At 36.2% G+C, this 21366-nt stretch carries 22 protein-coding genes; 6 read left to right on the forward strand and 16 right to left on the reverse strand.

From position 1 onward, the window contains the following. Positions 1-4 precede the first annotated feature (4 nt). The 12 genes from GGR42_RS15495 to GGR42_RS15550 form a co-directional block, all read right to left on the reverse strand. Positions 5-1333, reverse strand: coding sequence for an alpha-L-fucosidase (locus GGR42_RS15495; RefSeq protein WP_167965918.1), 1329 nt, complete (start codon positions 1331-1333; stop codon positions 5-7). Between the two features lie 28 nt (positions 1334-1361). Further along, the gene (locus tag GGR42_RS15500) at positions 1362-2660 is read right to left on the reverse strand and encodes an L-fuconate dehydratase (protein ID WP_167965920.1); all 1299 of its coding nucleotides are present in this window, start codon (positions 2658-2660) and stop codon (positions 1362-1364) included. A gap of 233 nt (positions 2661-2893) precedes the next feature. Continuing rightward, positions 2894-3409 (reverse strand): GNAT family N-acetyltransferase, encoded by a 516-nt coding sequence (locus GGR42_RS15505; protein WP_167965922.1) that lies wholly within the window; start codon positions 3407-3409, stop codon positions 2894-2896. 10 nt (positions 3410-3419) lie between these two features. Continuing rightward, a complete protein-coding gene (locus GGR42_RS15510) occupies positions 3420-3626 on the reverse strand; it encodes a YgaP family membrane protein (RefSeq protein ID WP_167965924.1) in 207 nt (68 codons plus the stop codon). Positions 3627-3797: 171 nt separating this feature from the next. Next, the gene (locus GGR42_RS15515) at positions 3798-5207 is read right to left on the reverse strand and encodes an MBL fold metallo-hydrolase (protein WP_167965928.1); all 1410 of its coding nucleotides are present in this window, start codon (positions 5205-5207) and stop codon (positions 3798-3800) included. 66 nt (positions 5208-5273) lie between these two features. After that, positions 5274-7004, reverse strand: coding sequence for a SulP family inorganic anion transporter (locus tag GGR42_RS15520; protein WP_167965930.1), 1731 nt, complete (start codon positions 7002-7004; stop codon positions 5274-5276). A gap of 55 nt (positions 7005-7059) precedes the next feature. Next, entirely contained in the window at positions 7060-8172 is a 1113-nt protein-coding gene (locus GGR42_RS15525) for an MBL fold metallo-hydrolase (RefSeq protein ID WP_167965932.1), read from the reverse strand. A 23-nt stretch (positions 8173-8195) separates the two neighbouring features. Then, positions 8196-8654 (reverse strand): tRNA (cytidine(34)-2'-O)-methyltransferase, encoded by a 459-nt coding sequence (locus tag GGR42_RS15530; RefSeq protein WP_167965935.1) that lies wholly within the window; start codon positions 8652-8654, stop codon positions 8196-8198. Positions 8655-8673: 19 nt separating this feature from the next. Next, entirely contained in the window at positions 8674-9315 is a 642-nt protein-coding gene (locus tag GGR42_RS15535; RefSeq protein ID WP_167965937.1) for a Crp/Fnr family transcriptional regulator, read from the reverse strand. A 2-nt stretch (positions 9316-9317) separates the two neighbouring features. Continuing rightward, positions 9318-10097 (reverse strand): aldose epimerase family protein, encoded by a 780-nt coding sequence (locus GGR42_RS15540; protein WP_167965940.1) that lies wholly within the window; start codon positions 10095-10097, stop codon positions 9318-9320. Positions 10098-10100: 3 nt separating this feature from the next. Continuing rightward, entirely contained in the window at positions 10101-11393 is a 1293-nt protein-coding gene (locus tag GGR42_RS15545) for a M20/M25/M40 family metallo-hydrolase (RefSeq protein ID WP_167965942.1), read from the reverse strand. 20 nt (positions 11394-11413) lie between these two features. Beyond that, a complete protein-coding gene (locus GGR42_RS15550; RefSeq protein ID WP_167965944.1) occupies positions 11414-12655 on the reverse strand; it encodes an ABC transporter permease in 1242 nt (413 codons plus the stop codon). Positions 12656-12658: 3 nt separating this feature from the next. Between GGR42_RS15550 and GGR42_RS15555 the strand changes: the two genes are divergently transcribed. After that, positions 12659-13900 (forward strand): exo-beta-N-acetylmuramidase NamZ family protein, encoded by a 1242-nt coding sequence (locus GGR42_RS15555; protein WP_167965946.1) that lies wholly within the window; start codon positions 12659-12661, stop codon positions 13898-13900. A 98-nt stretch (positions 13901-13998) separates the two neighbouring features. Here GGR42_RS15555 and GGR42_RS15560 read toward each other — a convergent pair whose 3' ends face one another. From GGR42_RS15560 to GGR42_RS15570, 3 genes are read right to left on the reverse strand one after another with little or no spacing between them, the layout of a single operon-like run. Further along, positions 13999-14826 (reverse strand): sterol desaturase family protein, encoded by an 828-nt coding sequence (locus GGR42_RS15560; protein ID WP_167965948.1) that lies wholly within the window; start codon positions 14824-14826, stop codon positions 13999-14001. A 24-nt stretch (positions 14827-14850) separates the two neighbouring features. Beyond that, complete coding sequence (locus GGR42_RS15565) at positions 14851-15342, reverse strand: YkgJ family cysteine cluster protein (protein ID WP_167965950.1); 492 nt, start codon at positions 15340-15342, stop codon at positions 14851-14853. A 2-nt stretch (positions 15343-15344) separates the two neighbouring features. Then, positions 15345-15860: a DUF2059 domain-containing protein gene (locus GGR42_RS15570; RefSeq protein ID WP_167965952.1), complete on the reverse strand. Its 516-nt coding sequence runs from the start codon at positions 15858-15860 to the stop codon at positions 15345-15347. A gap of 53 nt (positions 15861-15913) precedes the next feature. Here GGR42_RS15570 and GGR42_RS15575 point away from each other — a divergent pair, with 53 nt between their 5' ends. Both GGR42_RS15575 and GGR42_RS15580 read left to right on the forward strand, forming a co-directional pair. After that, positions 15914-16627 (forward strand): class I SAM-dependent methyltransferase, encoded by a 714-nt coding sequence (locus GGR42_RS15575; RefSeq protein ID WP_167966429.1) that lies wholly within the window; start codon positions 15914-15916, stop codon positions 16625-16627. Between the two features lie 43 nt (positions 16628-16670). Next, a complete protein-coding gene (locus GGR42_RS15580) occupies positions 16671-17558 on the forward strand; it encodes a hypothetical protein (RefSeq protein WP_167965954.1) in 888 nt (295 codons plus the stop codon). Between the two features lie 47 nt (positions 17559-17605). Here the strand turns inward: GGR42_RS15580 and GGR42_RS15585 are convergent, their stop codons facing one another. Next, complete coding sequence (locus GGR42_RS15585; RefSeq protein ID WP_167965956.1) at positions 17606-18238, reverse strand: 7-carboxy-7-deazaguanine synthase QueE; 633 nt, start codon at positions 18236-18238, stop codon at positions 17606-17608. A 129-nt stretch (positions 18239-18367) separates the two neighbouring features. On the opposite strand from GGR42_RS15585, the gene corA reads away from it, so the two are divergent. The 3 genes from corA to GGR42_RS15600 all read left to right on the forward strand — a co-directional run bounded on the left by corA (position 18368) and on the right by GGR42_RS15600 (position 21308). Next, the gene (gene corA, locus GGR42_RS15590; protein WP_167965958.1) at positions 18368-19432 is read left to right on the forward strand and encodes a magnesium/cobalt transporter CorA; all 1065 of its coding nucleotides are present in this window, start codon (positions 18368-18370) and stop codon (positions 19430-19432) included. A gap of 55 nt (positions 19433-19487) precedes the next feature. Further along, positions 19488-19682 carry a cold-shock protein gene (locus GGR42_RS15595; protein ID WP_167965960.1) on the forward strand — a complete coding sequence of 65 codons (195 nt, stop codon included), beginning with the start codon at positions 19488-19490 and terminating at the stop codon, positions 19680-19682. Positions 19683-19802: 120 nt separating this feature from the next. Beyond that, a complete protein-coding gene (locus GGR42_RS15600) occupies positions 19803-21308 on the forward strand; it encodes a helicase HerA-like domain-containing protein (RefSeq protein ID WP_167965962.1) in 1506 nt (501 codons plus the stop codon). Positions 21309-21366 lie beyond the last annotated feature (58 nt).

Raw genomic sequence — 21366 nt, forward strand, 5'->3', positions numbered from 1 at the left:
ACCTCTATTTTAAAGTAATTTCTACAATGGTGTCAACCTCATCCCTATCCTCCTTCTCAATCTCTAAAAAGAGCCCGTACTCATTCACCTTATGAGTTACTTTTTTATTTTTATTGTATAGTTTGATGTCCCTAAAGGGTACATCAAAATTTTCTAAAAAGTATAATTCTTTTTTGTCGTTAAAAAGATGCAAGTACACTGTTTTTCCCTTTCTTGTCGATGCCATTTCCTCGTTTGGTGAAACTGGGCCTTGACTTGTGCCATATATAGTTTCTCCATTTGCACGCATCCATTCACCCATGTTTTTAAGAGATTCTTTGTGCTCTGGTTGAATTTCTCCATTTGGCATAGGTCCCACATTAAGCAACAAGTTACTCCCATAGCCAGCTGATTTTACCATCAACTGAATCAATTCTTTCTCCGATTTGTGCTTTCTATCCTGAATATTAAAACCCCATGAATTGTTGATAGTTTCGCACACTTCCATAGGCAATTGCCCAACATCGGAAGCGCTTGTACCCCAACCTGTGGTATTATGCCCAGGTAAGTCTTTTTCGAACATTTGAAAATCCTCTCCAGATATAGGTGCGATGTGGTGATTATTTCCAATTAAACATTGAGGTTGCAGCTCATGAATCAATTTATATATTTCATCATAATGCCAATCTACCTTTAGTTTGCCAAACTTTTTGCCATCCCATTCTTTTTGGTCCCAATGGCCATCAAACCAAATACCCGCTATATCTCCATAATTGGTTAGCAATTCTGTAAGCTGTGCCTTCATAAAGGCTATGTACTTCTCCCACGTGCCTTCCTTTCGGCCATCAATTTCTGTACCTGTCCTGCCTCGTGGAAAATAATCATCATTATGCCAATCTAGCAATGAGTAATAAAAAAACAGTTTTATGTCGGCCTTCCTACATGCTTCTGCCAACTGTTTTAGCACATCCTTTCCATAAGGTGTTTTCTTCACTATATTATAATCTGTGACTTGGGAATCGAACATGGAAAATCCATCATGATGGCGGCTGGTAATTGTAATGTATTTCATTCCAGCGTCTTTTGCCATTTTCACCCACTCCTCCGCATCATATGCTATAGGATTGAAAAATGAAGGCAGTTTTTCATAGGCATCTATAGGTATGTTTTGATTGTTCATCACCCATTCACCATCTCCCAATTGACTGTATACACCCCAATGGATAAACAATCCGAATTTTGCTTCCTGAAACCATTGACGTGCCTCCAAATTTTCCTTTGTTGGCACATACTCCTGGGCAATTGTGAATTGAGACAGAAGTATAATTACTAGAGAAATGAAAGTTCGCTTCATACACTATTTTTTTATAAAATTTAATTTTCTATTGCCAAATACTACCGTTTGGAAATTCATACGCTTTCAAAGATTGTTCTTTTATTTCAATACTATAACCAGCCATTGTTGGTGGCATATAGGCCCCATTTTTAATTACAACTGGGTCCAAAAAATGTTCGTGTAAGTGGTCTACATATTCTATGATCCTATCTTCCAGTGAACCGGTTATTGATACATAATCCAACATGGAAAGATGCTGTACATACTCACACAGTCCAACTCCGCCTGCATGTGGACAAACCGGAATTTTAAACTTGGCTGCCATGAGCAATACTGCTATAATTTCATTAACACCACCCAATCTACAACTATCTATCTGGCAAATACCAATAGCATTTGCCTGCATCAGTTGCTTAAACATTATGCGGTTATGACAATGTTCCCCTGTCGCTACATGAATAGGTGCCACAGCCTTGGCAATTTTGGCATGTCCAAGAATATCATCTGGACTTGTAGGTTCTTCTATCCACCATGGGTCAAATTGTTTTAGGACCTCCATATTGGCAATGGCCTCATCTACATCCCATTTTTGGTTGGCATCCATCATTAGACGTAAGTTGGGTCCAATTTCTTCCCTGATAATGGTGGCCCTGCGTACATCATCTCTTAAATCCGATCCCACCTTTATTTTTAAATGATCAAAACCCTGTTCTTTTGCTTCTTGGCAAAGGCGTCTCATTTTATCATCTGAATATCCCAACCAACCTGCAGAAGTGGTGTAAGCAGGATAACCTGTTTCCATTAGCTCCGCAATACGCTTTTGTTTGGTGGATTGCTGTTTTTTCAAAATCTCAAGAGCTTCCTCCTGTGTTAAAGCATCCGTGATATATGTAAAATCCACACAGGAAACCAATTCTTCTGGTGACATGTCCGTTAACGGTTTCCAAAGAGGTTTACCCGCTACTTTTGCATACAAATCCCAAACCGCATTAACTAGAGCAGCGGTAGCCAAATGTATGACCCCTTTTTCAGGTCCTACCCAGCGGAGTTGACTATCTCCCGTCATCATTTTCCAGAAAGCTCCCATGTTTTGGGTAAAACTTTCCAATGTTTTACCTTTTAATAAATAGGAAAGGGATTCAACAGCGGCAACACAGAGTTCATTTCCCCTACCTATGGTAAAAGTAATTCCATGCCCTTCATGGCCATTTGGATGATCTGTCTTAAGAATCACATAAGCAGCAGAATAGTCTGGGTCTGGGTTCATGGCATCAGAGCCATCCAAAGATTTGCTGGTAGGAAACCGAATGTCTTTGACATCAATTCTGGTAATCGTTGTTGGCATTTTCAGGTAGTTAGTCGGTTGTGAAGCTTAAAACACTTCCCAATCCTTGAAAATACATCAACTTGAATTAATAAACAAGAGGTTTTATGTTACGATTGTTGTGAGTATGAAAGACTAAGCTTTGTAGTCGATTATTTTTTTACAATTAAAGAGATTGTATTATCCCTGATTAAGAATATTGAAAACCTTACTGTTCCAGTTTATGATTACATTCCAAAATATCAGAAATAACCTTAATAGCTTAAATACATAATATGATTGGGATTTGAATGCGTCTCAGAAATTTTAAAGTCATAACTACCGACTATCTTGAATCCAATTTTTGTGTAAAAATTTATGGCTCGTTGGTTTTCTATCCAAACAAACAACCACATTCCATTTTGTCCACTATTTTTTGATGATTCAATGTTAAAACCCATTAGTTTGCTTCCAAGGTTTTGCCCATAAAATTCCTTCAACAAATAGAGTCGATCCAATTTGGTATTGTTTGACTTTTCTACAGCTTCATTATCCTTGTTTAAAACAATTTTTGAATATCCAGCCTCTTTACTTTTACAAAAGATTATACGGTAGTCAATATTTGGGTCGATCAATTCCTTTTCAAAGCGTTCTATACTAAAATTTTCGGCTATATATGTATCAATTTCAGATTTGTTGGCACTGTTGCCATGAGAGTCCAAAAATGCTTGCTTACTAATCTTAGCCAATAATTCACTATCCTGAATTCTCCCTTTAACAATGTTAATCATAAAAAAGACACTATTTTTTCATCTTACAAGTACTTAGACCAAAAGGAGCATATAGTGGACAAAAGCTTACTAAACTTGTCAATACAAAAATAGCCGCCAAAGCCAGTAATATATAGGCAAAGGTTCCTTCTATTACATTAAAATAATACAATGCGACTACTACTATTGCCAAAATGATGCGTATAATTTTATCGGCACTTCCCATATTTTTTTTCATGATTCTAGTTTTTATTGGTTATAATATTCAATCAGAACAACAACACTGGTAACCAATCCAACACAAATCATGCAAATCAACACCAGTTTTATTCCCTTACTTGGTTTCATAACAGTAAAAATAATATGTCCTTTAAAAAGAATACATGAGATTTGTCATACTTTAAACTTCTTATAATGTTGTGGGACATACATAGTCCGTTACCTTAAAACCAGCATTTTTAATTGCAGCATAACCCCCTTGAACATCAATTAAATTGTGAATTCCCCTACTCTTTAAAATTGAAGCGGCAATTACTGAACGGTAGCCCCCAGCACAATGGACATAAAAAGGTTCATTGGATGGAAATTCGGCCAAATGGCTATTCAATTCACTTAGTGGTGTATTGCTTGCGTTAATCAGATGTTCGGACAGATATTCGCTCTCTTTACGAACATCAAAAACCGGCGATTTATTTTCCTCAACAGCGTCTTTAACATCATTAACAGAAAGCGAAACTATAGTATCAACTTCCTTGCCCGCTTTTTTCCATGCTTCTATACCCCCGTCCAAAATACCTAGAGTATTATCAAAACCAACTCTGGATAAACGAGTTACAGTTTCTTCTTCCAGCCCTTTTGGTGTTATCAATAGAAGTGGTTGCTGGACATCAGCAATCAACGCACCTACCCAAGGTGCAAAATCACCGTTTAATCCAATAAAAATGGAGCGTGGCACATGTGCTTTTACAAATTCATCTTGATGACGTACATCCAAAACAATGGCCCCTGTTTCATTAGCAGCCGTTTCAAAAGCATCTGGCGACAATAAAGATGTACCTTTCTCCAAAACCTCAGCAATATCCTTATAGCCTTCTTTATTCATTTTCACATTGAGAGGAAAATATTTTGGTGGCGGCAACAAGCCATGGGTCACTTCTTTTATAAACTCTTCTTTGGTCATATCTGTGCGTAACGCATAGTTCACTTTCTTTTGATTGCCCAAAGTATCCACTGTTTCCTTCATCATGTTCTTACCACAGGCCGAACCTGCGCCGTGTGCAGGGTATACAATAATATCATTTGCCAAAGGCATAATTTTATTGCGGAGACTTTCGAACAGAAGACCTGCCAAGTCCTCTTGAGTCATATCGGCGGCTTTTTGGGCCAAATCCGGTCTTCCAACATCACCCAGAAACAAGGTATCTCCTGAGAAAATAGCATGATCCCTTCCTTTTTCATCCCTTAATAGAAAGGTTGTGCTTTCCATGGTATGACCTGGTGTGTGCAAAACTTTTAGGGAAATGTCTCCTAACTTAAATTCTTGTCCATCTTTCGCTATTATAGCATCAAACGAAGGATTGGCATTTGGCCCATAAATAATGGGAGCACCTGTTTCTTTGGATAAGGTTACATGACCGCTCACAAAATCTGCATGAAAATGCGTCTCCAAAATGAATTTTATTTTGGCATCATCCAGTTTCGCCCTTTTAATATATGGATGCACTTCCCTAAGTGGATCAATTATAGCCACTTCCCCTTTACTTTCTATATAATAAGCTCCTTGAGCCAAACATCCTGTATAAATTTGTTCTATTTTCATTTTTAATTTTTCTTAAATTTAAGATTTACTAAAGTATTTTTTCTTAACTAAAAACCGTTATTTGGATTATATAGGGTGGTTTTTAGATTGCAGTGCAATTTTATTCTGCATTTGTGTTTTTCCACCGTGATTTTTACAATTATCACAGGCCTCGAATGTTCTTACAAAGATATTTTCTTCACCTATGTCATTGATTAAACCAGACTTGTATAACAAATCTCGCAGAGGCCCATTTACTCTTGCTAACTTAAATTCCAATCCCCTATCTTTTAAATCTGCCACCACATTGCGTAGCATATGCGTCGCTGTACTATCCATATAATTAATAGCCTCGGCATTTAAAATGATGTATTTTAACTTTGGTCCTTTTTTTTCTATTTGCCGATATAATTCCGTTTTAAAAAAACCTTTATTTCCGAAATACAATTGTGAATCGAAACGTAGAGCAAGCACTTCATCCTCAATTTCAATATCTTCCGAAAAACGATTTATATTTTTAAAATAGTCGGTGCCTTTTATTCTTCCCAAAACTGCAAAGTGCGGTTTTGAAGTTCTATAGACCATAAGAAGTAATGAAATTAAAATTCCTATTAGAATTCCTTCTTTTATACCAATAAACAGCGTAATACAAAATGTAGCCAATAATACCATAAACTCATCCTTACGGTTTTCCCATAAACTCCTTGCATAGCTAAAATCAATTAAACTAAATACAGAAACCATAATTATGGATGCTAAGACAGCATTCGGCAAATAGTAGAATAAGGGTGTTAAAAACAAAAGGGTTATCAGGACCAACAGCACACTTACAATTGAGCTAATCTGAGTTTTAGCACCCAATTCATTATTAATGGCTGATCTAGAAAAACTCGCTGTTACAGGTAATGACTGAAAAAATGAGCCTACAATATTTGTAGTTCCCAATGCTATTAATTCTTGGTTGGGTCTTATGGTATCTGTATTGTTTTTTTCCTCTATTCCTTTACCAATAGAAATAGCCTCAAGATAACCAACAAAAGCAACTGCAAGCGCTATGGGCCATAACGCTTTAATACTTTCCAAATTAAAAGCATGTATCTTAAAAGAAGGCAAGCCTTTTGGCACATTCCCAACTAATTTAACTCCTTTACTTTCCAAATTAAAAGCAAAAACCGCTATAACCCCAAGTACTACAACCAATAAAATTGCTAAGATTTTTTTATTGAATTTTCTCAACAAAATAATAAAAAGAATTCCCAAAACACCAATCATAACGTCATATGGATTAGCCTCTCCTATATTCCGAAAAGCATTTCTTATGAGGATATGAAATTGATTACTTCCAGGAATATTTGTACCCAATAGGTGCTTTAATTGACTAAACATAATAATAAATGCTGCTGCAGAAGTAAAGCCACTAATAACGGGTTTGGACATAAAATTGACCAGAAAGCCCATTCTAAAAAAACCTAAAAGTAATTGCATAGCACCCACCAAAAACGCAAGTAGCATTGCCATAGCAATATAATTTTCAATACCAGAAATTGCCAATGTACCCAAGCCAGCAGCTACTAAAAGAGAATCCATGGCAACAGGGCCAATAGCTAATTGTCTAGACGTGCCCAACAAAGCGTAAACAACAATAGGAAAAAGGGACGCATACAGACCATATACAGGAGGTAACCCTGCAATCATGGCATAAGCCATACCTTGAGGCACCAAAATAATACCTACTGTTACTCCCGCCAATAAGTCTTTCGAAAAAAAACTTCTTTTATAGTTTTGCAGCCATTCCAGAAACGGAAAAAATCCTTTCATGGGGCAAATTTACTATTTAATATAGAGATTGAACGTAACTTGGGTTACCGAAAAGTTATTGCTTCCACCAATCAGAAAATTGTTGTTCTTTGCCCACAATAATTTTCTCCCCGATAATAGGGGTTGATAAATTAATATTTTTCTCCATACTTGCTTTGTATAACCTTTGAACAGGATCATCCCAATCATGATTAGACAACGTAAATCCTCCCCAATGTATTGGAATAAGCATATTTCCTTTTAAATCTAAATGTGCTTGTGCTGTTTCTTCCGGCATCATATGAATGTCTTTCCAAAGTTCATCGTACTGACCACATTCCATCATGCAAACATCAAAAGGGCCGTGTTCCTTCCCAATTTTTTTAAACCCCTCAAAGTAACCAGAATCTCCACTAAAAAAAAGTTTGTGTTTTCCATCAATCACCCAGGAACACCATAAAGTTGACATTTTATCTAACAATCCTCTGCCTGAGAAATGCTGAGCAGGCGTACAGGTAAATGTAATATCCGCTACCGTAATACTATCCTCCCAATACAACTCGGAAATTTTACTTTCTTCAACACCCCATTTTTTTAAATGTGCCCCCAAACCAAGTGGCACAATGAACTTCTTTGTTTTTCCTTTTAATCTTTTAATGGAACCATAATCCAAATGGTCATAATGGTCATGTGAAAATATGATTATATCAATCTCTGGTAGATCCTCAATGGCAATAGGTAGTGTGTCATTAAACCTCTTTGGCATAATGTAGGGAACTGGTGAAGGATAATCCCCAAACATAGGGTCTATCAATATATTTTTACCATTCATTTTTAAATAAAATGCTGAATGTCCATACCAAACCAGACTGGTTTCCGAATCCCTTAATTCGTCCAATTGAGACTTATCCCATTTAATAACGGGCAATGATTTACTTGGCTTTTTATTTGGATTTCCCTTAAACATTTTTCCAAATATTTTTTTATAATCGTCCCAACTAAAATCATTTTTAGTTGGGTATAAATTGGTGAATTTACCATTGGAATAATTAGGTGTTTCTTTCATTTTTTCTAAAATTTCTCCTTTTGATTCCCCACCAAATACTGGATGAAAATTTACAAACAAGACAGTGATTAAACCTAACATTAAAAAACCACTTATTAGCCGTACAAGAATTTTCTTAAACATTCTTTTTAATCTGATTCTATCTGCTACACTAATTTACTATTTCTTATTCCCTCATAAACAACAATACTTACCGCATTGGCTAAATTCAGGCTTCTAATATGAGGGCTTAACAGTGGAATTTTATAGACTTTGTCTTTATTTTCTTGAATGATGTTTTTGGGCAGCCCAACAGATTCCTTTCCAAAAACAAAAAATAGATTATCCTTAAAATCAATATCGTAATAATCCTTTTCTCCGTGACTTGACAAAAAAACCATTTCCGCTTCTCTATTTTTTTTAAAGAAATCGTCTATGCTTTCATAAATAAACAAAGATATGTGCTGCCAATAATCTAATCCTGCCCTTTTTAGGCGTTTGTCATCAATTTCAAACCCAAAAGGTTTTACTAAGTGCAAATTACAACCAGAGGCCAAACTCAATCGGCCAATATTACCTGTATTGGTGGGAATTTCGGGTTCTATAAGAACAATATTTTGAGTCATTGTTTTATTTTCAAAGCACTTACAACTCTAGCACCTTAATTTTATTTCGGTGCATTTCTATTTTCCCCTCTTTCTCTAACTGTTTTAAAAGCCTGGACACAACTACCCTAGAGGTATGTAGGTCATAGGCAATATCTTGGTGGGTTGTATGGATAACATCATCGTGGCTCACTTTGGCCTTGTCCTGTAAATGTTTTAACAAGCGCTCGTCCATTCTTAGAAAAGCCAATGTGTCAACAGTTTCCAATAATTCCATCATTCGAATATGGTAACTGTCCAAAATATATCGCTGCCAGCTTTTGTATTTGGACATCCATATATCCATTTGCTGTACAGGAATAAAAAGTAATTTTGTGTCCGTTTCTGCCACAGCTCGGATTTCACTTTTTTTATTTCCTAAACAACATGAGAAAGTCATAGCGCAAGTATCACTTTTTTCAATGAAATAGAGCAATAATTCATCCCCATTCTCATCTTCCCTAAGTATTTTTATTGCGCCTTCCAAAACCAACGGCATCATTTTTATATAATCTCCAATTTCTATAAGCCGCTCACCTTGTGGCACTTCTTTATAAGTCCCAACTTCTTCAATTTCATCTATGAGCTCGGCCTCAAAAAGATAACCATAACTCTGTTCCAACATCTCTTTTACTGACAACATACTTAGTTTATAGGTTTAATACATACTTTAAACTCCTTTTTATCCGTATCCAAATATTGAAACCCTTTATAAAGATCTCTTTGCGCAACTTCATATGGGTAAAAAGTAATAGGTTCAATGCACATCATGGTAGGCACTGGAGTCCAAAGCATAAAATGGCCAAATCCCTGGGTTGAAATCTGAAGGCTTTTCTCATCTTTTAAGATTACTGATTCACATTCCGCAATATGGAATGCCCTATCCCCCACTTCCAGAACTTCACCCAAAGTAATCTCATTACCATTGGAGACTATTATTGGGCTCTCCGAATGCAACTTAAAAGCTGGGTGATATCCCAACATAAAAGGCATATCCCTTTCTCCTGACACATCAAAAGTAATATACAGACCATCTTCTTTTAGCTCATACTTTTTTTGAAATTCAAAACCAAAAGGCCACATTAACATTGATTTGGTGGATTTTTCAGGGAATTTTGAATTTTTGACTACTGTTCCCGCCTTGTATACTTTTTTATAGGTCGCAGAAACTTCATTATCAAAAACTATTTCGTACTCCAACTCACGCAATAGACCATGCTGATCCTGTATGGCATTTCCTCTGGAGACTTGTACCATAAAATCAGTTTCATTCGTTGGGCCAATAATAGGAAACATTTCAGCATCCGAACTTCGCCAGCCAGGACTTCCTTTTTGATGGATATATTGATGTCCATCTACCAAATAGCTTACCAGTTCGCCAGCATCAATTTTTATTGTTTGATTATTTAATGAAAGTTCTTTCATGAATTACTGATTAATAAGTCTATATATTAAAACTGCGGTTCTCTTGGTCAGAGCTTCAATGGTGTTTAAGTTTACTGTTTCTTCTGGAGTGTGAGCACCCGTTCCCATAGTACCAAGTCCGTCCAAACAATCTACATATTTTGCCACAAAGGAAACATCAGCCGCACCTCTTCTTCCTGGATCATATGCCAATACTTCTCCTTGGCCTAAACTTAAGCTTACACCATTTAATTCTTCCAGCAATTTTTTGTTGCCTTCGGTAGGTCCCATTGCAGGGTAACTATCCGTAAAATGTATTTCCGCCGATGTTTGTGGTAGATTATTGGCAACAATTTCTCTCATCTTTGCCCGTGCATTTTCCTTTTGCTCTTCTGATATGAATCTTAACCCCCCTTTGACCATGGCGGTCTGAGAAACCACATTGGTTTTCCCAAAGGCACTGCCTTTACTGGTCTGCTTATCAAAATCAACAAAGGTACCCCCCAATAACACACCCGGATTAAATGTTAGGAGTTCTTCACCCCTTACTTCATTATAAAATGTATTAAGAATACGGGAGATTTCAAAAATAGCCCCAGCACCTGTCCTTTCGCTAAAAATGCCTGAAGAGTGGGCACGTTTCCCTTCCACATTTACCTCCCACCCAGATGAACCTCTCCTAGCAACCGTTGCATAATTAAAACCTGTAGAGGTTTCAAAACCCAAAGCTATATCACTTCGTTTAGCTGCATCAATTAAATCTTTACGACTGATGTCCAAAGGCTTTCCCGTACTTTCTTCATCACCGGTAAAGGCAACTATAATTTGCGCATTTTTCAGCAATCCATTTTCCTGTAAGGCCTTTAAAGCGTACAATACTATAACATCACCGCCTTTCATATCATTCCCTCCAGGGGCATGTGCAATACTATCATTGACCATTTCAAATTTTTGAAAGGGACTATCTTCCTCAAAAACAGTGTCCAAATGTCCTATCAACAATAACTTTTTTCCTTTATTTCCAGAAGTTTCAGCAAAAAGGTGCCCAGCTCTATTGAGTTCTTCCGGCATTTCAATCCAGTTGGTCTTAAAGTTAATGTCATCAAAGGCATCCTTAAAAACCATCCCAACTTCTTTAACTCCCTTGGCATTTAAAGTACCACTATTAATATTCACAACCTTCTCTAAAAATGCAATGGCTTCCGTATTATTATTTTCAATGGATTTTACCAGTTTTTTCTCTACCCTCGAAAGTTTTTGAGCATTTATAGAGACTACTGAACAAAGTAAAAGGAGCAACACAAAAATCTTTTTCATTTTTCTAACTTTTAAAGAGTTTATTCAAATTTAATAGCTTTTACAGGAGTTATTTTGGTGATAATAAAAGACGGAATCAATAACATTAGTAGGCATAGTACCAAAACACCAATATTTAATACAAGTACCATCCAAAAATCTATATGTACAGGAATATAATCTATGTAATATTCTTTTGGATTGGGAAATTTGAAAAGCTTGAACTTATGTTGTAACCATAATATACCAAGTCCAATTACATTTCCCCAAAACAACCCCACACCAATTAAATAAACCGCATTGTACAAAAATACTTTTCTTATGCTCCAATTGGCAGAACCAAGTGCCTTTAGAATGCCAATCATTTGGGTGCGTTCCAATATTAAGACCAACAATGCCGTAATCATATTAATACCGCCCACAATAATCATAATTCCTATTATGAGTGCTATGTTAAAATCGAACAGACCAATCCATTCAAAAATTTTATAGTATTTGCTTTTAATGTTTTGGGAATCCAATGAGGACAACGTTTTGTTATAAATCTCATTACTTTTTTCTTCTAGGTCATCAAAATTGTCCAAAAAAACCTCGAATTTCCCCACTTGGGTTTCCTCCCATTTATTCATTCTTTGGATATGGCGGATGTCCACAAAAAGATATTTGGCATCAAACTCTTCAAAACCACTATCGTAAATACCCACAACCTTAAATCTTCTTTGATTGGGAGTTTCAGTAGTACTGCCATTTTTTAAAAAGAACGTAAAGAATGTATCATCAATCTTTAATTTTAACTTGCTTGATAAAATTCTGGAAACAAGCACCTCTTCATTCAACTCATCCAAATAATTGGGCAATCTACCTTCCACCAAATATTCATTGAACGCAACCCAGTTATAATCCTTACCTACTCCTTTTGCAATAACTCCTTCAAAGGTCTCCTCTGTCCTAATTACCCCTCCTTTACTTGCGACAGCCTGAACATGTGAAATACCGTCTATTGTAGTAAATTTTGGGTAAAAATCTTGTTCCAATGAAACTGGGACAACTGAAACTTCTGAAGTATTGTTGTCGTAATTGTATATCTGTATATGACCATTGAACGCTGCTACCTTTTCACGAATTTTATGCTTTAAGCCCACACCGGAAGCAATGGCAATCAACATCATAACCAGACCAATTGCTATGGCGGCAATAGCTATTTTTATTATTGGTGCGGAAATGCTAATTTTATGCTCCTTGCCCGTGATAAGACGTTTGGCAATAAAAAACTCTAAATTCAATCCATGACATTTTTATACAGTTTCAAAAATACAGTTTTCATCTGGGTTTTAATGCTCGCTGCATGTGGAAACCAAGTAAAAATGAATAAAAACCTGGAGGAAGGAAAGCTTTCTGGACCAGAATCCAAAGAAAACTCCCCAATCCTTGTTGGTGCAAATAGAACTGATGCCTACCTCCCTATATTACAAGGAAAAAAAGTGGGTGTAGTTGCCAACCAAACCAGTGTTGTTTTTAAAGGGAATAACACTTATACCCACTTGGTAGATTCATTACTTTCTTTAAAGGTTGATGTAAAAAAAGTGTTTGCCCCAGAACATGGGTTTCGTGGTAAAGCCGATGCTGGTGAAGCGGTAAAAGATGATATTGATACTAAAACGGGACTCCCGCTCATTTCCCTTCATGGGAAAAATAGAAAACCAACGGCAGAAGCCTTAAAAGGTATAGACGTAGTTTTATTTGATATTCAAGATGTGGGCGTGCGCTTTTACACGTACATAGCAACCTTACAATTGGTCATGGAAGCCTGCGCTGAAAATAACATCCCTATTATTGTTTTAGATAGACCCAATCCCAATGCGCATTATATAGATGGTCCAACAATGGAAGCCCAACACACTTCCTTTTTAGGAATGACAACTATTCCTCTTGTTTATGGAATGACCATTGGGGAATATGCAAAAATGCTCAATGGAGAAAAATGGTTAGAAAATGAGAATAAAGCCAACTTAACTGTAATTCCTTTGAAAAATTATACCCATAAAAGCGAATATCACTTGCCTATTAGGCCTTCCCCTAACCTACCCAATGATACTAGTATAAATCTGTATCCTAGTCTTGGTTTGTTTGAAGGCACTAATGTAAATGCTGGTCGTGGTACAGAATCTCAATTTCAACGCTACGGAGCTTCTTTTTTAGACAGCACCAAGTACAATTTTACATATACACCTCAACCCAATTTTGGATCTAAACATCCCAAAGAACAAGATAAAATTTGTTTTGGAAATGATTTGTCTGAAACACCAAAAATGAGTGAAATGTCCTTACGCTGGGTGATTGATGCGTATCAAAATTGTCCTGATAAAAATAAATATTTTCTCACAGCTGGATTTACAAAACATGCTGGCACAGAAAAACTACAACAACAGATTGAAGCTGGAATATCCGAAGAAGAAATTAAAGCAAGTTGGCAGCCAGACCTAGAGACTTTTAAAAAAATAAGGAAGAAGTATTTACTATATAACTAGCCTTTTCGGGTCTTTGGTCATTTCGAACAAAGTGAGAAATCCCTATTTTTTAAATTTCTCTGTTGTTTCACTTTTTCAAAATGATGGGTAAAAGAATATTATTCCGTAGTAGGTTTTCTATATTTATGGAAAGGCTGTTTTAACAAAGTTCCTATTTGTCCATTTCCGACTTCATCTGGAAACGTATCCACCCCATACACAATAGTTTCCCTTTCCATCTCCATATAGGTGCCAAAAATTCGATCCCAAATAGAGAAAATATTCCCATAGTTACTGTCTGTGTAAGGCAATTTATAATGATGATGTACTTTGTGCATATCTGGCGAAACTAGAATATAACTAATGGCCTTATCAACCTTTTTAGGCATCTTAATGTTGGCATGGCTAAACTGAGTGGCAACCAGTGACAGGGATTGATAAAGCATTACAATACCAATAGGTGCTCCAATTACAAACACACCCAAAAGTGTAAACCCAAATCTAATGACACTCTCTATTGGATGATGCCTGTTTGCCGTTGTCGTATCTACTTTATGGTCCGTATGGTGAACTAAATGAACCATCCACAAAGGTTTTACCTTATGTTCCACAAAATGGGATAAATAAGCGCCAAAAAAATCCAGTAACATTACTCCCAAAATAACATATGCCCATAATGGCAGCCCTGGTATCCAGTTAATTATTCCAAAATCATTGGCAATCACCCAGTCACTAGTGTTCAAGAGCAAAAATGCCAATCCAAAATTTATAAGGATTGTTGTTAGTGTGAAAAAAATATTGGGCAGGGCATGCTTCCATTTTTTGTACTTAAACTTAAAAAGAGGGATTCCTCCTTCCAAAAGCCAAAAAAAAGTTAAGCCACCTATTAAAATTAGTGAACGGTGTGCAGACGGAATGTTTTCAAAATATTTTATTAGTTCTTCCATGCTTAAAAATAATACTTTTTATATTTATGGAAGTCTTCTTTTCATCTCCTCAACAATATTAAATGCAGCCGGGCATATGGCCACATTCTTTAAGGTTAAGTTTGATATTTGCTGAAATTTTTTTCTGTCCGTATGTGGAAATTCTCGACAAGCCTTGGGTCTTACATCATAAATGGAACAATAATTATCTTCCCCTAAAAAAGTGCAGGGCACTTCTTTTAAGACATAATCATTATCATCATCAATCCTTAAATATTGTTCAATAAATTTTTGAGGCTTTGTTTTAAAGAATTTGGAAATTCTTTCTATATCAGCTTTTGTAAACAAAGGACCGGTGGTTTTACAACAGTTGGCACATTTTAAGCAATCGGTACGCTTAAATTCAGATTCATGCAATTCTTGCATGATATAGTCTAAATTCTTGGGAGGCCTTTTTTTAAGTTTATTAAAAAATTTAGAGCTTTCTGCATGCTTCGATTTGGCAAGTTTTGGAAGCTCCTTAAGTAACTCGTTCATTACTATTGTTTTAATAGACTTACGGCTGTTTCGTACAAATCTCTACTCCAACCTTCAGAAGCAGTAGAAATCTCTGTAGATAAAACACCTTGTTTTTCTGCTATTTTTTTACCTAACTCTGTACTATTATATGTAGTAAAGGCCGATTTTTGACTTTCTGTCATTTTAGACCGGTCCAATACAAGTTGTTTCCCAGCAGCACTTTGGTAAAAATTAAGCATTGTCTTAACCTCATCCTTGGTAAAATGAGACGTATAGATAGGCACTAATACGGTTAGCATATCGGAAACCGATTTCTCTTTATTCTCTTCCAAAAAATCCCATCCTTTTTTATTCTCTTCCGTCTTAGGGTATTGAGTTTTCAGCATTTTAAGCAATTCGTCATACGCATATTCATACTGTTCTTTTGTACCGTTACTTTCCAAATATTGTGCTACATTTTCAGAATAATCATCCTGTGCACACGCTCCAAGAAGGGTTAACAAACTAATGGTTAGTATAATTTTAATCTTTTTCATCTTGTTCCAATTAATAAAATAGTCACTTTTGCAACAAAAGTACAAATAAAGTGATGAAGGATATTCTGGGCAGCGCATTGCAAGATTTTCAAAACAAGAAGTATACAGATGATATCATTACCTATTCTTCACTGGACGAGCAGGATAAAATCCCTATACCTTATTTTTTTAGAACCTATGATGAATTGCCAAAATTAGAACAGAAGGCATTAAGCCTATGCAGGGGAACTATTTTGGATATTGGTTGTGGTGCCGGTAGCCATAGTCTGTATTTACAAGAAAAGGGGTTTGATATAACCGCTTTGGATTTCTCGCAGGGAGCCACTGATGTATGCAAACTTCGTGGCATAGAAAAGGTGGTACATTCCAATATTCTTGATTATAATGGAACGAAATTTGATACTCTTCTTATGCTTATGAACGGCATAGGTATTGTTGGAAAGCTAACCAACTTAAACCTATTTTTATCACATTTAAAGTTGTTGATGAAGCCAAATGGACAGGTTTTACTGGATTCCAGTGACATCATCTATATGTATGAAGAAGATGACGATGGAGGTTATTGGATTCCTGATAATAAAGAATATTACGGTGAAGTTGAATTTACAATGGAATACAAAGGAAATAAAGGAAAGCCGTTTTCTTGGTTATATATAGATTATAATACATTGCAAAGGGCAGCTTTAGCAAATGGACTTGAATGTGAATTGATAAGTGAAGGAGACCATTATGATTATTTGGCAAAGCTTACCAATGCAAAACAATAGAAAAGATTCCCGGTCGTTTTATATAAACGAATAAAATTACAGTATGAAAAAATATAATAAATTATTTCTTATTTTAATTTCAATCCTACTTCTAAATTGTTCCAAAAGTAGTACAGATGATGGGGGAAATAACAACCCTACGCCAGATAACCAAACGGTGGATAAATCTGCAAACCTATTGGCGACAGGAGCCTCTTCCAGTGATATTTTAGGCAATGCCAATTTTGATAATTTATTGATTGAAGCCGCGTTTGTGGAAGGTTTTAGACCAACAGCGGAAGCAATGGATGAGTTTGTAACGTTTTTATCGGAAAGAACTTTTAAACAAAATATCTCCATCCAGTATAAACAGTTGGAAAGTCCAGATGAAGAAACCCTGACATTACAGGAAATTGCAGATTTGGAAAGCGAGAATAGAACCGTATATAATGATGGAAACACTCTTGCTATTTACATTTACTTTGCTGATGCCCCATCTGATGATGATGATGAAGAAGAAGGTTTGGTCACATTAGGTGCTGTTTACCGAAATACTTCCATGGTCATCTACGAAAAAACCATAAAATCATTGGCTGGAAGAAGTCTTACCATCACCACTGCTGATGTGGAAATTGCCACGCTAAACCACGAATTTGGACATTTGTTTGGATTGGTTAATTTAGGACTAACCCCAGTAAATGACCATGAGGACCCAGAAGCGGAAAATCATTGTTCGGTAGAGGGGTGCCTTATGCGCGCCGAACTTCAATTTGGTGGCATTGCTGGAAAAAGCCATCAGTTGGACAGTAAAGATAATATATTGGTCCCCGGTTGCACCTTAAGTGGCAACAGTGTCTTAAAGATATTGGAGCACAAAACTTCAAAGAACATGCCTACTGTAGACTTGGATGCCGAGTGTATTTTGGATTTACAATCTAATGGAGGAAAGTAATTTCAATGTACAATAACTTCTACACCAATTGGCTTATCGAACATTGATTAAGGGATATTTAAATATTTATGGGTCTGTAAAGAAACTTTCCACTTAGGATTTTTCATAACATAATCCACAATCATTGGGACCACTTTATCCCGTACACTCCACTCGGGTTGCAAATATAAAATACAGTTACTGTTTGTTAGAGCGGCTTGTTCCTCTGCAAAAATAAGGTCGTGCTTATTATATACTATCACTTTTAGTTCGTGGGCCTTATCATAAACGGGAGTTACTGGCAATTTGTTCTTTTTTGGGGAAAGACAAATCCAATCCCATACCCCTGTCAAGGGATAAGCCCCAGAAGTTTCAATATGAGTCTGTAGGTTTCTCTCTTTTAATGCCTCCGTTAATGGAACCATATTCCATGTCAAGGGTTCACCCCCGGTCACTACAATCGTATCAGAATATTTGGCTGCATTTTCAGCAATATTTTCAATTGAAGTTGGTGGATGCGTCTCTGCATTCCAACTTTCCTTAACATCGCACCAATGACATCCTACATCACAACCACCCACACGAATGAAATAGGCTGCGGTTCCTTTATGATAACCCTCTCCTTGGATGGTATAAAATTCCTCCATCAGGGGAAGCATTTCACCTTTTTCCACCAATGTCAAGACCTCCGTTTTTGCCATTTGGCAAAGATAAGGTTTCAATTTGAGTTATAAATCCAAACCAATGCCAAAGTAATCAATCTATAATTTCATTATATTTCAATAAATAAAAAAATAGTTTATTTTGACTTTTGGTCAATATAATAAAGCATGGCAAGATTTATAAAAAAGCAAAAGCACGAAATTGGAGTGGCTCCTGATGATTTATTCTTTAGGGGAGAACAAAAAGTTAAGGAAGTAGAATTAAAGATAATTGATTTTGATTCTAATAATCTTGAGGAAATCTCCATAACAGATATTGATGATGCTGTAAAATATTATACAAAAGATTCAGTTACTTGGTTTAATATTGATGGCTTACACAACACCCAAATTGTGGCAGACATTGGAACAAAGTTTGAACTTGAAAGTTTAATACTCTCCGATGTAATGAATACAGAGGCAAGGCCAAAAGTCCAAGAGTATGACAATGGTATTTTTATTTCCATTAAAATGCTAAGACAAGATTCCGAAGATGATGAAATTCTTGTTGAAAATCTCAGTATAGTATTCAACAAATCCATACTTATCTCCTTCCAAGAAAGAACAGGTGATGTTTTTGAGCCAGTCAGGGACCGTATACGTAAACAGAAAAGAAGAATTGTGAATTCTGGCCCCGATTATTTGGCATTTGCGCTATTGGATATTGTCATTGACAACTACATTTACAGTATAAGCGTTCTAGGCCAAGAAGTTGAAGAACTGGAAGACCGCCTCCTAACCAACCCTACCCAAAGTGTTATGGAGGATATTATTTTTTACAAGCAAGAATTAAATTTTTTAAGAAAGAATATAAAGCCGGCCAAAGAAATGATTTTGGCTTTCTCCAAGATTGAGTCAGAATTTATAAAAAAAAGCACCCATATCCATATAAAGGAGCTCATGGACAACATTAACCATGCCAGCGAATTAACGGATAGTTACAGAGAAATTTTATCTGATCAACTAAATATCTACCATACCACCATTAGCACCAAGCTTAATGACATCATTAAATTCCTTACCATTTTTTCTGTCATCTTTATTCCATTGACCTTCATTGCAGGAATCTATGGGACCAATTTCGATTTTCTTCCAGAACTGCACTACAAATACAGTTATTTCATTATGTTAGGAGTTATGCTGGTCATTGCTATACTTATGTTGTTTTATTTTAAGAAAAGAAAATGGTTTTAAAAATTTCTGGCACTATACTTGCACTAGACAAAGTAATTAATTTTAAATTTTTATAATGAACAAAGGAACAGTAAAATTTTTCAATGATGCTAAAGGATTTGGATTCATCACTGAAGAAGGTTCAAACACAGAACATTTTGTACACATCTCTGGTTTAGTAGATGAAATTCATGAAGGTGATCAAGTACAATTTGAATTACAACAAGGAAAAAAAGGATTAAACGCGGTAAACGTGGAAGTTATAGAATAACACTTTTATATTTCTAGTGGAAAGCCTATCTATCGATAGGCTTTTTTATGCCAACCCTAAACTGGGCGTGTATTTTTGGGTGAATTAAAAATCCCTTATTTTTATCAAAAAATTTACCAGATGAGTTCCAAAGAAGAGTTCTTTGCACATATAGAAAAAGGATATACCACAAAAGGAGATTTTATTACCATGGGTGCAGCCATGTTAAATGGGGAAACTGTAACGGGCGCCCATGTAAAAGTACCCCTTAAAACATTGAACAGGCATGGATTAATTGCCGGTGCAACTGGGACCGGTAAAACAAAGACATTGCAGGTTATTGCAGAAAATTTATCGGATAAAGGAATTCCCGTTCTACTAATGGACTTAAAAGGGGATTTAAGTGGAATTGCACAACCCAGCCCAGGACACCCTAAAATTGATGAGCGCCATGAAAAAATTGGCCTTCCTTTTGAGGCTAAGAGTTTTCCTGTAGAAATTCTGTCCCTATCCGAGCAAGATGGTGTAAAATTACGGGCCACAGTTTCAGAATTTGGGCCTGTGTTATTATCAAGGATATTGGATTTAACCGTTACCCAGGAAGGTATTGTAGCTGTAGTCTTTAAGTATTGTGATGACAACAAATTACCCTTGCTGGATTTAAAAGATTTTAAAAAGGTATTGCAATATGCTACCGGTGAAGGAAAAAAGGAATTCCAAGAAAGTTATGGCAGGATTTCTACAAGTTCAACAGGTACCATTCTAAGAAAAATTATAGAATTGGAGCAGCAAGGTGCTGACCTGTTCTTTGGAGAAAAATCTTTTGAGGTGGATGACCTTACTAGGATAGATGAAAATGGCAGGGGGTACATAAATATCATTAGACTAACAGACATTCAAGACAGACCCAAGCTGTTCTCCACTTTTATGTTGAGCCTGCTGGCAGAAATATATTCCACTTTTCCAGAACAAGGGGATAGTGATAGACCAGAATTGATTCTTTTTATTGATGAAGCCCACCTTATTTTTAAGGAAGCTTCTAAAGCTTTGTTAAATCAGATAGAAAGTATTGTTAAATTGATTCGTTCTAAAGGAATTGGGCTTTACTTTGTAACGCAAAATCCAACGGATGTCCCTGATGATGTTCTGGCACAATTGGGTCTTAAAGTTCAACATGCCTTGAGGGCGTTTACGGCAAAGGATAGAAAAGCCATTAAATTAACCGCGGAGAACTATCCTGAATCGGAATATTATGACACCAAAGAAGTATTGACCTCGTTGGGAATTGGAGAAGCATTGATATCCGCATTGGATGAAAAAGGTAGACCAACACCTTTGGCAGCCACTATGTTACGTGCGCCCATGAGCAGGATGGATGTATTGACAGATGGTGAACTAAAGGATGTTATTTCCAGTTCTAAAATGGTAAAAAAATACAATGAGACCATTGATAGGGAAAGTGCCTATGAAATTTTGAACGAGAAGATAGAAAAGGCAGAACAAGTGGCTGAAAAAGAGAAGAACAAGCCAGCTGCAAGAAAAACAAGCACAAGGAGAAGCACCCGTATGAACCCGGTAGTAAAGGTCTTAACTAGTGCTACCTTTATCAGAGGCGTATTAGGAGTTTTAAAGAAAGTTATCCGTTAAAATTGATTTGAAAGCCCGTGATGTTATTTCACTAAAAAGATTGGCCTGCCTATAAACT

The sequence above is a fragment of the Saonia flava genome, from assembly GCF_011927795.1.
Lineage (GTDB): Bacteria > Bacteroidota > Bacteroidia > Flavobacteriales > Flavobacteriaceae > Saonia > Saonia flava.